Annotated in this window: 9 protein-coding genes; 7 read left to right on the forward strand and 2 right to left on the reverse strand. The window is 36.9% G+C overall.

All coding sequences use genetic code 11. The features are described 5' to 3' along the window. Nucleotides 1-18 precede the first annotated feature (18 nt). The 7 genes from F3J23_RS21435 to F3J23_RS21465 all read left to right on the forward strand — a co-directional run bounded on the left by F3J23_RS21435 (nt 19) and on the right by F3J23_RS21465 (nt 9,490). Nucleotides 19-1,539 (forward strand): SusD/RagB family nutrient-binding outer membrane lipoprotein, encoded by a 1,521-nt coding sequence (locus F3J23_RS21435; RefSeq protein ID WP_228455401.1) that lies wholly within the window; start codon nt 19-21, stop codon nt 1,537-1,539. 84 nt (nt 1,540-1,623) lie between these two features. Further along, nucleotides 1,624-3,966: a phosphocholine-specific phospholipase C gene (locus tag F3J23_RS21440; RefSeq protein WP_167033580.1), complete on the forward strand. Its 2,343-nt coding sequence runs from the start codon at nt 1,624-1,626 to the stop codon at nt 3,964-3,966. Between the two features lie 196 nt (nt 3,967-4,162). Further along, entirely contained in the window at nt 4,163-4,741 is a 579-nt protein-coding gene (locus F3J23_RS21445; protein WP_167033582.1) for a hypothetical protein, read from the forward strand. A gap of 105 nt (nt 4,742-4,846) precedes the next feature. Continuing rightward, complete coding sequence (locus F3J23_RS21450; RefSeq protein ID WP_167033584.1) at nt 4,847-5,647, forward strand: WxL protein host-binding domain-containing protein; 801 nt, start codon at nt 4,847-4,849, stop codon at nt 5,645-5,647. Beyond that, complete coding sequence (locus F3J23_RS21455) at nt 5,640-8,393, forward strand: hypothetical protein (RefSeq protein WP_167033586.1); 2,754 nt, start codon at nt 5,640-5,642, stop codon at nt 8,391-8,393. The genes F3J23_RS21450 and F3J23_RS21455 overlap by 8 nt, the downstream gene beginning before the upstream one ends. Beyond that, nucleotides 8,390-8,911, forward strand: a complete 522-nt coding sequence (locus tag F3J23_RS21460) for a hypothetical protein (protein WP_167033587.1) — start codon at nt 8,390-8,392, stop codon at nt 8,909-8,911. The genes F3J23_RS21455 and F3J23_RS21460 overlap by 4 nt, the downstream gene beginning before the upstream one ends. 9 nt (nt 8,912-8,920) lie before the next feature. Next, nucleotides 8,921-9,490: a hypothetical protein gene (locus F3J23_RS21465; RefSeq protein ID WP_167033589.1), complete on the forward strand. Its 570-nt coding sequence runs from the start codon at nt 8,921-8,923 to the stop codon at nt 9,488-9,490. Between the two features lie 112 nt (nt 9,491-9,602). Here the strand turns inward: F3J23_RS21465 and F3J23_RS21470 are convergent, their stop codons facing one another. Next, on the reverse strand, nt 9,603-11,498 hold the full coding sequence (locus F3J23_RS21470; RefSeq protein WP_167033591.1) for a SusD/RagB family nutrient-binding outer membrane lipoprotein: 1,896 nt from the start codon (nt 11,496-11,498) through the stop codon (nt 9,603-9,605). A 17-nt stretch (nt 11,499-11,515) separates the two neighbouring features. Continuing rightward, nucleotides 11,516-14,410, reverse strand: a complete 2,895-nt coding sequence (locus F3J23_RS21475; protein WP_167033593.1) for a SusC/RagA family TonB-linked outer membrane protein — start codon at nt 14,408-14,410, stop codon at nt 11,516-11,518. Nucleotides 14,411-14,848 lie beyond the last annotated feature (438 nt).

Raw genomic sequence — 14,848 nt, forward strand, 5'->3', positions numbered from 1 at the left:
TTAAAGTACGTCAATACAATGAAAAATAATATAAATAAGGTGAGCAGGCTAAAAGGCAAATCGGCAAAATGGTTAATAAAATCATTATTTACTGCAGGCATGCTGGCATTAGTGTCATGTGAATCTAATCTTGATAAGATCAATGAAAACCCGAATGACCAGGCCAGTATTGATCCTAAGTTTCTACTGACCTATGTATCAAAATACACATTCCAGGTAAATGGGGATAATATGTATGCTTCAAGAATGATGATTGGGACTGACGGAGAAAATACATATCAGTACATGAAATGGAATGACGCATCTTTCGAAGTTTATACCAAAGGACTTCTGAATACGGTAAAAATGATGCAGGAAGCTGAAAAAATAAACAATAAAAATTATGTGGCTATCGGTAAATTCTTCAGGGCTTATCATTTCTTTAATATCAGTTTAAAGGTGGGAAGTGCTCCCTATTCTGAAGCAGCTAAAGGAGAATCCGGAATTACACAGCCAAAATATGATACCCAGGAAGCTATCATGGCCGGAATTTTATCAGAACTGAAGGAAGCTAATGATCTGATCAATACCAACGATAAAATTGAGGGCGACATTGTTTTCAACGGAGATGCAGCAAAATGGAAAAAGCTGATCAACTCTTTCCGTCTTAAAATTTTAATTACATTATCTAAAAAGACAACGGTAGGAAGCTATAATATCGCTAATGAATTCTCGTCTATCGCGGGAAGCCAGCCTTTGATGGGATCTATTGCGGATAACGGTGAGCTTAAGTTTGCAGATGCAGCAGACAGCAGATATACTATGTTCAACAACAGCGGGTACGGGTCAAGTTTATATATGGCTGATTATTTCATTAATATGTTCAAAGACAGACATGATCCGCGTCTGTTTACCTTTGCAGCACAGACTACAGGCGCTAAGGAAGCCGGAAAAGCTATTACAGATTTTACAGGATATAATGGTGGAAATCCTACTTCTCCTTATTCTGACAATGCAGCCCTGATTACTGCAAAAAATATTTCTAAAGTAAATGATCGTTTTTATAAAGATCCAACCAATGAACCGGCTTCTGTATTAAGCTATTCGGAGCTGGAATTTATTCTGGCCGAAGCAACAGCAAGAGGCTGGATTTCCGGATCTGCAAAAACACATTATGATAACGCAATTAAGGCAAGTTTCAATTTTTATCAGACCTATGTAAAAAATCCGGGACAATATTTCTCAGGCTTTGATGTAAACCAATACCTGACTACTCCTTTGGTTGTATATAGTGATGCGGCTCCACTTCAGACACAGCTGGAAAAGATCATGACTCAAAAATACATGATCATGTTCCATCAGGCACAATGGACTTCTTATTATGATTATCTGAGAACCGGATATCCGAACTATCCGTTAAAAGCCGGAGTAGCAGCTCCATTCAGATTCAGATATCCACAATCAGAATACAGCTACAACAGCAATAACCTGAAAGCAGCTCTGGCAGCTCAGTATGGAGGGAATGATAATATCAACTCCAAACCTTGGTGGTTACAATAAAAAATCTGATTATTTTTATATAAAAACAAAGAAATCGCAGGAAAATCCTATTAACTTGCGGTTTCTTTCTTATTACGATTGAACATGAACAGAAGAGAATTTTTAGAGAAATCAAGTCTTTTATTGGCCGGATTGGGAACTTCAAGTGTTCTTCATCCTTCCATATTAAAAGCTTTAGCCATTGAACCGGCTGCCCAGTCTACTTTTTATGACGCAGAACATGTTGTTATCCTGATGCAGGAAAATCGTTCATTTGACCACGCTTTTGGTGCGCTTAAAGGAGTGCGGGGCTTTTTGGATCAAAGGGCTTTTGTCAAGCAGGATGGCCACTCTGTCTTCTTCCAAAAGGATGACTCCGGGAAATATGCTTCTCCAGCGCGCCTGGATCTTAGAAACACAAAATCTACCTGGATGAGCTCATTACCTCATTCATGGCCTGATCAGCAGAAAGCACTGAATAAGGGAAAATTTGATCAATGGCTCCAGGCCAAAGCTTCAGGAAATAAAGATTACAAAAATATTCCGCTTACATTAGGCTATTACAACCGGGAAGACCTTCCGTTCTATTATCAGTTGGCAGATGCCTTTACGATATTTGATCAATACTTTTGTTCTTCATTAACGGGAACTACACCGAACAGATTATTCCTTTGGTCCGGAACATTGAGAGAACAGCAAAACGGAAAGGTAAAAGCCAATGTTGTTAATGAAAATATTGATTATGATAAAGCGAGACAGGCAAAATGGAAAAGCTTCCCTGAAATTTTAGAACAGCAGAATGTTTCATGGCGAATTTATCAGAATGAGATTAGTCTTCCGAAAGGAATGTCCGGAGAGCAGGAAGCATGGTTAAGTAATTTCACAGACAATCCGATTGAATGGTTTTCAAAGTTTAATGTTAAATTTTCTAAGGGTTATCATCAAAATATTCCCAATATCACTGCTTACCTGAAACAGGAAATTGAAAAAAATCCTAAACAGAAGGAAAGGCTGGAAGCTATGATTGCAGAGCTACAGGAAGACTTGATAAAATATCATCCGGATAATTATGCAAAACTGTCCCAGGAGGAGAAAAATCTTCATGAAAAGGCATTCACCACTAATATTAATGATCCTGATTACTGGAAGCTTGAAATCGGGAAGGATGAAAACGGCGAAAGATTGGTTGTCCCTGAAGGAGATGTTTTGTTCCAGTTCCGGAAGGATGTAGAAGAAAAAAAACTTCCATTGGTTTCCTGGCTGGTAGCTCCTGAACACTTCTCCGATCATCCCGGATCACCATGGTATGGGGCATGGTATATTTCGGAGGTTTTAAATATTCTGACCAAAGATCCTGAAACCTGGAAAAAAACCATATTTATCATCAATTACGATGAAAATGATGGATATTTTGATCATGTACTGCCTTTTGCACCGCCAGTTAACCCAAGCCAGCCCGTGGATATGAACGGAAAAGAAGGTGTGGAATATGTTAACCAGACTCAGGAATACATGAACAGCCCTGCATTAAAGAGTTATGAAAAAGTTGAAGGAACCGTAGGCCTCGGCTACAGAGTTCCTATGATTATTGCTTCACCATGGACAAAAGGTGGTTTTGTAAATTCTGAGGTATCTGATCATACTTCCGTACTGCAGTTTCTTGAGAAATTCATCATGAAAAAATTCAACAAAGATGTTCATGTAGATAACATCAGTGATTGGAGAAGAGCTATATGCGGAGATCTTACATCAGCATTCAATTCATCTAATGTAAAAGCTCCACAAATGGATTATCTTAACCAGAAAGATTATGCTAAAACCATCAATGCGGCCAAAAATAAACCTGTTCCCGATTTGAAATGGTATTCTGAAAACCAGCTTCAACACCATTTACTCGAAATTCAGGAAAGAGGATTGAAACCCTCTAATCCGCTTCCTTATAATTTCCTTGTCAATCTGGAAAATGAGGGTATAAAAATGACTAATTTAAAAGAGAACGGAGTTCCTTTGCTTATATATGACAGAACCCGGTTCAACAGCAATAATTATCATTTTTCTTATGCTTTGTATTCAAAACAGGAATTATCTCATCCGGTACATTCAGGTGGTTATGATTATGAAGTTTTCGGGCCTAATGGTTTTTTCCGAAAGTTTAAAGGAAATTCAGAGTCTCAAATCGAAATAAGCCTGATTAATCATATTTCGAAAAATCAGGTGGAACTGATCATCAAAAATCATAAAACCAAAAATACCATAGCACTGGAAGACCTTTATGGGAAAACAAAAAGATCTGTATCGTTAACAAAGCCGGAAGAAAGGATCGTAATTGATCTGGATAAAAATAAAGGATGGTATGATCTGAAGATATCCATGAATGATTATTTATGGCATTTTGCAGGAAGAATAGAAACCGGTAAAGTTTCGGTCTCAGATCCTCATTGGGCGTAGAAAATATTCAATAATTAATCTATAATCCTGTACAGATTTGTACAGGATTTTTCATTATTCAGTACATAACGCATTATAATATTTTTCAATCATATTACATTACTTTAATAGATAAAACAGTGATATAAAAAATATCATATATTTTTTTCACATTTTGCTGAATTTTGTTATATTCACTTAACTAATTATCAGCATCATGAAAAAACTAAAATTAACTATTGCTCTGTCTTTATTTGCAACTGCTGTATCAGTAAATCTGAATGCTCAGGATACTAATACAGACAACCACACTATCACAATTTCTATTCCGGAAGTTGCTTTGGTAGATATTGAGCCTTCTGCCACGAAAAATATTACATTAGGATTTACAGCCCCAACAGAAGCTGGAAACCCACTAACGCCAAGTGCAGCTAATACTACTTTATGGCTTAATTATTCTTCCATAAAATCTGTTGCAGATCCTACCCGTAACGTTACAGTAAAGCTTAATGCGATCATTCCGGGGATTGATATCCACGTAACTGCTGCTCCGGCTTCTGGCTCAGGTGCAGGGACTTTAGGTACTTCTGCAGGATTACTAACGTTAAGTGCAGCGGACCAGACTATTATTTCGGGTATCGGAAGTGCTTATACGGGAAATGGTGCCAATAATGGGCATAACCTTACATATGCTCTTGCAGCCGGAAGCGGACCTGGCGGAGTAGCGGTCTATTCAGATCTACAGGCAACAGCCACTACAGTAGCCACCGTTACATACACGATATCAGACAATTAGAATTTAAATAAAAATTCAATTCTGCATTTCAAAGACAAGAAGAAATTGTATTCCAGTTTCTTCCTGCTTTTGTATTATCAATTATTTAACTCTAAAATTTATATAATGATCAAGCGTATTCTTTTTTTAATCACTCTGATTTTGCAGTTTAGTTTTCTACATGCCGGCATTGTGGTTCTCAACGGTCTTACGCATTCTTACAAAATAGAAAACGGAAAAGTTTACAAGGGGAAAGTGGCGATTGAGAATACAGGTAATACTCCACAGAGTGTAAAATTATTTTTGCAGGACTTCACTTATCATTCCGATGGAACAATTAATTATACTGCTTTACACGCTAATAAAAGGACTAACGGAGACTGGATTAAACTCAACACGAATTTAGTTACCCTTAAAGCCAAAGAAAAAACAGAGGTATTCTACGAAATTACCGTTCCGGATCAGGTGAAAGATCCCGGAAGCTATTGGAGTGTAATTATAGTAGAGCCAGTAGATGATATAAAGCCTACTGATAAGCAGCCGGGAGTGAGCATCAGCTCTGTTATACGGTATGCTATTCAGGTCATCACAGATTATAACACGGAAAAGGCCAAACCGGACCTTACATTTGAAAGTATCAAAGTAGAAAAAGAAGAAGGGAAGCAGACTGTAAAAATTGCAATAGCCAATAATGGTAATCTCTATTGTAAACCCACTGCATCCATTGAAATCTACAATCGTAAAACTGGAGAAAAAATAGGCACTTTTTCAAGTCTAACGATGGGATTACTCCCTTCTACTTCCAAGACATTTTATATTGATATAAGCAAGGTACCACCGGCCCAATACAAAGCTACTGTAATAGCTACTGACGAAGATGAGAACGCTTTCGCGCTCAATGTGGAACTAGAAGTAAAAAATGATTAGAACCTGGACATTATTTATTATTATATCCTTATTCCCGCTATTTGCTTTTTCTCAACAACAGTCGAACCAATTGGTCAATAAAAGAGATAGCTTAATGCCGGGAATGTCTACTTCTATTCCTTTTACATTGGAGAATCCTTCGACAGAAAATAAAATATATGATATCTCAGTGGCAACTTCAAGCCCGCTCATCAGTCCTATTTTAGCAAAAGGGGAATCTCAGATCGCTCCGCATGAAACATCTGTATATCTTGTTCCTGTACGTATCGCTACAGAAACTGCACAAGGAAACTATTCTGTAACATTGAATATCACAGACCGGTCAAACGGAACATCCTTTACAAAAACTTCACACATTACGGTTTCCGGAAACAGAAAGCTTTCTCTTACGGTGCTGGACTCTCCTGAGTTTACAAGAGCAGGAGAAGCCATCCGTGCTTCCTTCCTTTTAAAAAATAATGGAAACGTAACGGAGAACCTTATTCTTGAAAGCAAAAATGCCATTATTGATCACGATGACGCAATTACTTTAGTGCCTAACGAATCGAAAATTATTACCATTCATAAGGCAACAAATCCCGAACTTGGGCAAAATGAATTTCAGAATCTAAATCTTTCGGTGTATTCCCAAGGTAATCCCAAGGAGAACCAAAGTGTTTATACGAGTACTCAGGTGATCTCTGTAAAACCATCAAATATTGACATTTATCATCGGCTGCCCGTTGCAGCTTCATTGTCTTTTATCGGGATGAAGAATATGGGAGTATATCATGACGGCTTTCAGGGTGAGATTTACGGTAAGGGAACACTGGATAAAGAAAATAAAAATCAGATTGAGTTTCGGGCTGTTACCCACAATCCTGTAGAGTTTAATGCTTTTACACAGTATGAAGAATATTTTGTGAATTACAGACGGGATAATCTTTTTGTTCATTTAGGCGATAAAACTTATTCGTCTTCCTATCTAACCGAGTTTGCAAGATATGGACGCGGGGCAGAGATCCGATATGATTTCAATAAAGTAAGTCTGGGTGGGTTTTATAATCATCCAAGATTCTTCAGAGATATCAAGGATGAGTTTAATTTTTATTCTGCATTTAAGATCCGGAAAGAATCTGAAATTTCTGTAGGATATCTATACAAAATGCCTAGAAAAGAAGACCCTAATTTAGGAAATATAAGATTAGATTCTCAAGCCCATCTGCCTTATGCCAAGGGGAAGTTTAAGATCTCTAAGAATATCAATATCTCCGGAGAATTTGCTTACAGCACAACAGAAAAAACAGAAGGAACGGCTTATATGGCGCAGGCAGAAGTCAGTTTTGAAAGATGGAACGGAAATTTGCTGTATATGAAAGCAAGTCCTGAATTTGCAGGGTACTTTACCAATACGAGTACATTCAGCGGGAATATTCAGTACAGGCTATCCAAGAAGATCAGTGTTTTTGCCAACTATATGCAGGATGCTAAAAATTTCCAGAGAGATACGTTATTTCTTGCCGCTCCTTACAGAAAATATTTTCAATACGGAATTCAGTACAAGTACCTGCCAAGCGGCTTTGTGATTCTTAATAACGGATATCAGAAATATCAGGATCGTCTGGAGCCTAAGCAGTTTGATTATTATGAACGTTTTTTCAGAGTAAGCATCAATCAGCAAATCGGAATATTTCTTGTTAATCTTGAAGGACAGTTTGGAAAAACGGATAATTATCTGACAGGGTTCAATGGCAATTCAAGCTTCTACTCGGCTAATCTTTCTTTTGAAAAATTCAGAACTTCTTTTAATATTTTCGGAAGTTACGGACTTACTTCCCGATATCAGATGCTGAATCAAAAGCAGGTGTATTATGGGGCAAGAATCATCAGTAGATTCTCTGATAAAACCAATATGAGTATTTTTTATCAGAACAATTATATTCCTGAAGAATATTTTAAAGACAGAAATTTATTTGAGCTTGTATTTCATCAACAGTTATTTCCAGGAAATGACCTGGATCTCTCCGGCCGATATTCATTGCAGCGCGGGCAGATAGGAGATAAAGATTTTATATTTTCAATACGATATACATGGCGGCCTAATATTCCGGTGCAAAAAACTGCAGAATACATTTCTTTGTCTGGAAATATAAGCAATCTTGGAATTAAGAGAACTGAAGGCATAAGATTAATGCTAGGCAGTTATTTATCTGTTACGGACAAAGAGGGAAATTATCTGTTTAAAAATGTCATCCCAGGAAATTATTTTCTGGAAATAGACCGTTCTACCACCGAAATCAATGACATTCCGACTGTAACTTTTCCTGCTGCATTATCTCTTGCCAGTAAAGAGAATACTTTCAATTTCGGATTAGCCCCTGCTGCCGGTATACAGGGACATATTGAATGTCTGGAAACAGAAGAGAAAAATCTGAGTGATATTGAATCTTTACAGGCAAAAAAAGGAAAAAAGAAAAGAGAAAGCATTGTTATAGAAGCAGTATGTAATGACCAGACTTATCGTAAAATTTGTTTCATCGGGGATGATTTTGACTTTACGTATCTCAAGCCCGGGGAATGGACAGTGAAACTTTACCGTAACGGTCTTGATAAACGCTATAAAATCTCAACCGATAAATTTCAGTTTACTTTAAAACCTTCGGAAACAAAAAAATTAAGCATTCATATTATCAAACAGCAAATAGAAGTTAAATATCAACAAGAATCCTTAAAAGTAGGATATAACGAAATAAAAAATAAGAAATGATTCTGACACGCTCCATATTATTAGTATCTTTTATTTTGTCCGGATTATTGTATTCCCAGACTAATGTTACTATAGTTTTACCTGTTGTCACATTAATGGACATAGAGCCTGCAGGAAATATTACTTTAAGTTTCACCGCACCTACAGAAGCGGGAAATGCTCTTGGTAATCCTACCCCCAATACTTCAAAATGGATCAATTATACTTCTGCCATTACTTCCGGAGGGCTTACCAGAAGAATTACAGCAGCTGTTAACCAGACCATTCCCGGTGTGAATATCAGATTACAGGCTGCGGCAGCTTCCGGTTCAGGAGGAGGTACATTAGGAACAGCAGCAGCGCAGATTACCCTTAGCACCACTCCAACTACAATTATAAGCGGTATTGGAGGAGCATACACAGGAAACGGAACCAATAACGGACATCGTCTTACAATTTCCCTGGTTCCCGGTACTTATGCCAATTTATCTGCTCAAACCAATACAGCTGTTACTATTGTCTACACCATCACAGAATAAACATGAAACATGAAAATGAATAGCCGTTTCCTCAGAAAAACTTTCTTAAAAAGACATTTATGCATTATCCTTTTAACAGCATGCAGCTGCCTGCGCGCGCAGACAGTAAGCATCTCCGGAAATTGGACTGCCAGTGTACCTACCATTACTGAAGCAGGAAATAACTATACGGGAACTTACGATAATACAACCAGTAATCAAATAGTAATGTCCGGTACATTACCGGGATCTTTTTTAAACCTTCTTACAAGCACGGGTGCGAAAATCAGTATGCATTATGTTTCCAATCCCTGGAACAGCGCTATGGTCCTTGCAGCAAAAAGAACGGGAGGAACTGCCACCATCAACGGAGTCTGCCTTGTTTGTTCTGCTACCATCAACGGTGGAACTAATTACATCACAATACCGGAGGCTACAGATGTAACATTTGTAACGATAACCTTCACCGGACTTTTAGGGCTGAGCAACAGTATAACTCTTTCGGGGATTACTCTCCTGTTGCAAGTATCCGGTGTCTCTGTTACAATTCCTGCGTCTACCTATGGTGCGCGAGTAGTTTTTACGGTAGCAGCAAATTGATACATAATAAAATATAAAGCTAGAAATAAGAAACGCTTTCATAAATACAACTTTACGGTAAAAAACAAATCCTTTTCAGCTATTGAAAAGGATCTATTTTTAAAGGAAAGAATTAGTGTTTTGCCCACCAGAGCGGAGTGAGTACAGCATCTTGTCCTCCCAGCAGTTGTACGGCTTTATCATATCCTGCCTGGTCAGTATTTCTGAAGGTGCTTGGATATTTTAACCTTTGTGGAAAGTTTTTAATAGAGTTCGTCATGTAATTCCCTGAATTCAGATTGGGAAGGTTAACCAAAGGGGCCTCTATTGCAGGGTTCTCAAAAAATGGCAATCCCAGTCTTCTTTGGTCGTTCCATGATTCTAAGGGTAACCATGGCATGTTGGCCAGATATTTCTGGGTAATAATCTTGGTTAATTTATCATTTTTAAATGCTCCGTTTTTATAAATTGTATTCACAGGATATTTAATATCGACAGACACTAAATTACCATTTACAGGATCTTTATATTTCATGATATGACTTACTCCAGGTTCAGTTGTATGACCATAAGAAACTGAAGTTCCATCTCTGTTGTAATCTGTTGAGGTAATATACTGGCCATAAAACTGAGAGACTCCGTTATAAGTAAAATTATCCTGTATTCCTTTGTTATAAGCAGCTTCATCGTTCATTGGAACTGCCCATCCTTTCAATGCCGCTTCTGCCATCAGAAAATAGGTTTCCCAGCTTGCAAAAAATATTCGGGAGTTTTTGCTTTCCCGATATTGTTTACCTAGTGCAGGCATACATCCTACTACATTCCTCAATGCATTTCTCTGTCCTTTTACACCCCAATTTCCAATTGTGTAGGCATTCCAGGTATTAACTGCATTAACTGTGATTTTGGAGTTATCGGCAAAAGTCAAATCACCATAATTTGTTGTAGCCTGATTGGTATAAGTTGGATATAAGGAATAAATCGGACTTGTTAAATCTCCGGGAATATAAAATGTTTTATAGGCTCTTGGATCTATTTTGTTGGGAAGGCCATCCAACCAATATCCAGCACTGGGATCATTCGTCATGGTTGTGAATTGCTGGTCATATTTTATGCCGATATAGTCAGAATTTTTTATAGCTGTATGTTGTGTTACCGGTAATTGATCTGTAGAATTGATTCCTCCTAAACCAATATATAAATTATTAAGTGTTGCTGATAAGATCTGAGAATTCCATTCTCTGGACATCACTCCGGTCAGCGGGTCCCACCCAGGTTTTTCTGCTACCGTAAAATTATCAGAGCTGGTACCGATATACATATTAGAATTGGCAGCTGCTTCAAATTCTGTTTTAGCTTTTGCCGGATCTGCTTCTGAAATTCTCATGGCAATTCTCATTCTCATAGAATTAGCATATTTTACCCACTTACCCCAATTGAAACCATATACCATATCATAAGCATTAGGGTTATTAGGAGCTCCCTGATTGGTATCCATTTTAGCAGCCGCATCTTTTAGTTCGTCTAGAATAAAGTAATAAACATCCTTTTCAGAATTAAATGTTGGATTCGTACCTTGAAATGCCTGAATAGGCTGCGGTCCGAAATTATCAGAAAATTCACTCATCAGATAAGCTCTCCAGATTCTGGAGACCTGAATGATATTGTCATAATAAGGTTTGTTTTGACCTAAAGCCTTCTTTTCATTAGCAACCTGAATGGCGGCATTTGCATTATTCAGCCATTCCGAAATGTATTTCCAATATTCTGAACTCCAGGAATCATCATATGATCCGCCAGCAATTCCTGTTGATAGATGTTGTCTTGCTGCTGTTTTCCAGTACAGTACAAAAACTCTTTCCGCTATATTTGGATCTTGCTGAGCTCCAAGGATTGAATTATTTAAGAAATATTCTGGTTCAGATTTACTAATATCAACAGAAAAGGGATCTTTGTTAATATCTTCAAAATCATTACATGCAGTTAAAACTATTGTGAATGTTAATAAAGGTAGAATATATTTTTTCATGATGTCATTTTTGAGGTTTAAAAGCCTAATGTAATAGTGAATAGATATGATCTTGTTGTAGGAAATGCTAAATTTTCAAATCCTACTGCATTGGAATTGATTGCAAATACAGATTCTGGATCTATTCCTTTTGCCTTACTATAAATCATCCAAACATTATTTGCTGTGAATGAAACCTTTGCACTTTGTAAAGCTAACTTTTGAAATATACTTTTAGGAAAATTATAGGATACCTGAATATTTCTTAATCTTATATTAGTGGCATCATAAATATTTTGTTCTGTGATCCCAAGGTTACCGTTTGTAACAGCAGTCCAATAATCCTGTTGGGTAATTTCTTTAGTATTAACAGTATATCCTCCACCATTCTGTTCTATTACTGCATCTACAACCAAATTGTCACGTCTGCCTCCTGGAGCTGTATCCCTGGCAAGTCCTGCTTTTTGTAATGCGGCTTGTGTTGATGAGAAAAATTTACCTCCTATTCTTCCATCTATTAGAAAAGAAAGCCCAAAGTTTTTATAAACAAAACTATTTGTAATTCCAAATAAAGCTCTTGGATTCTGATCTCCCAAATAAGCCATTCCTCCTGATTGAGGCAATCCATTTCCATCTACGATTAATTTACCAAAATAGGGACTGTTGGGATCTTCCACTCTCAAAAATTTAGTGCCATAAATAGTCCCGTAAGGTCTTCCTACTTCAGCAAAAAAGCCTACATTATCAAATCCTCCTAAAGGATATATGGATACCTGATCATTAATTTCGTCGATGACACTTTTCAACTTAGAAAAGTTTGCATTTACGTTCCAAACAAAATTATCGTTTCTAAAAATATCTGAATTGGCAACTACTTCAATTCCCCTATTATGAAGTCCTCCCGAACTTATCTTCATCTTTTCATATCCGGAAAGAGGGTTCATTGGCAAATCGATGAGTTGTTTTGTTGCATTATTATTAAAATAACTCACGTCTAAAGAAATCCTATTAAAAAATTTAAGATCAACACCAACTTCAAAAGTCTTCAATTTCTCAGCCTGCAAATTTGCATTGTAAAGAATTTTCTTCCTACTCAATATAATATGTCCGTTTGGATCTGTAGAAGGAACATAATCATTATACAACTCATATGGATTAAGAGAATTACCTGTTATTGCATATGCCGCACGCAGTTTAGCAAAAGTTAGTATTTTGGAAGTCTTTCCATTCATCTTATTCAACATTTCCGTTAGAACTAATGAGGTGCTTACAGAAGGATAAAAGTATGATCTGTTTTCAACACTTAAAGTAGAAGACCAGTCGTTCCTTGCTGTAGCATTAATGAACCAATATCCATCATAGTTGATTTCTGCGGAAGCAAAAACCGAATTGATTTTTTTCCACAAGTCAATTTCATTATTGGCTATTGCTGCGAGATCACTTGTATTGCTTACGCTAAAAACATTGGGAAGGATAAGATTTTGTGTAGTAAAATACATTGCCTTAGTTCTGCTCTCCATCATTTGACCATATAGAGAAACTGATCCTCCCCACTTCCCAAATAAATTATCTTTTTTAGCAGTAAGGCTGGCTATATAATTATTTTCATAGAATTTTTCTTCATTTGTTGCATATGAATTTTTACGTGAAGATCCCGTCCAAACTCTGGCATCAGAATTTAATGAATAAAAATCTGTTCCTACTCTTACATCAGCACTTAACCAGTCATTGAATTGATATTTAAGGAAACCATTTAATACGAATCTATCTTTTTTATCGGCATTAAGAGCATTGTAAGCCGTCCAGTAAGGATTAATAGCATTGGGGCTTATCCAGCGTGAGTTGACTTCATTCTGAGTCTGTCCTTCACGATAATCCCTAACATCAATATTTTGGGGCATAAGCAGCAAAACAGGATAATAATTACCCTCGCCCTGTCCTCCTGAAGGTCTGTTTTTTGCCTTAGTACTTATATATTGGGCTTTCATCTCAGAAGTCCATCTTTTATTGGCTCCAAAAGTTGAGTTCATTTTAGCCATGAAATTGAATCTCTCATATTTTGAGTTGGGAATCTGGCTGTTATCATTTAAATAAGCTGCAGAAGTATATAAGCTAGAACCTTCTCCCAAGTTACTTTGAAAACTCAGATTATGCTGAGAATTAATACCTGTCTTGAAAAAGTTTTTCAGATTATCATATACTTTTCCTGTAATAGCAGGCCCCCAGGAAGAGGTATTTTCACTTTTATCAGGATCAAATGCTCCAAAACTGCCTCTGCCAAAACTCTGCTGCATATCAGGCTTCATAAAAATAGTTTCGAATCCTAAACTTGTTGAATAATTAATTCCTAATCCTCCTTTTTTCTTACCAGTTTTAGTTGTAACCAGAATAACTCCGTTACCTCCCCTCGAACCGTATAATGCAGAGGCTGCTCCTCCTTTAAGAACTGAAATACTTTCTATATCATCAGCGTTCAGATCACTAAGGCCATTACCCATATCGAGATCCGGATTCCAGAAATCATTGTTATAGTTTCCATCATTTTTTCTAGGCTTAGAACCCAGGTTGTTGCTTAAGGGTACTCCATCTACAACAATTAAGGGCTGATTGTCTCCTTTAAACGAATTAAACCCCCTCAAGTTTATCCTTGATGAAGATGCGGGTCCAAAGCCTGCTTTTATAACCTGAAGCCCCGAGACTTTACCAGCTAAAGCATTTGTTACATTAGTTTCTTTGGCATCAACAAGCGTCTGTCCTTTTACATCCTGAAAAGAGTATCCTAAAGCCTTCTTTTCTTTTTTAACACCATAAGCCGTAACAACTATTTCATCAATCCTGGAAGTTTTAGTAGAATCTGCGACTTGCCCGTACAATCCGTTAAGACAAAAAAATACAGATTGAAACATTCCAATCCTAACTATTGTTTTATTCATAAATTATATAATGTGATTTAACACAAATATAATATTTTAACACTATTTAACAACAAACAATATGAATCCTAACAAGTTCAATAAAAAAAAATCATATATGAATCATAATCAACATGTTCAATAATAATAAATTTATATTTTTACTTAAAACTATCAGATTAATGAACAAATTTTCAGGCAATAATAATTACAAATAGGAAACTGAAAGTCCAAATGATAGCTGAAAAGTTGAATTAGCTTAGCTCCCTTCGGGATGACAAAGTGGGAATGGTAAACGGTAAAAAGTGGAATACAAAAACAAAAAAGTATAGACCAAAAAAAAGTCTCATGCAATATGCATGAGACTTTTAAAAATAAAATAAAAACTGGCGGCGGCCTACTCTCCCGCGTTAGCAGTACCATCGGCGCTGGTGGGCTTAACTTCTGTGTTCGGAATGG

The sequence above is a fragment of the Chryseobacterium sp. Tr-659 genome (genome assembly GCF_011752975.1).
Taxonomy (GTDB): Bacteria; Bacteroidota; Bacteroidia; order Flavobacteriales; family Weeksellaceae; genus Chryseobacterium.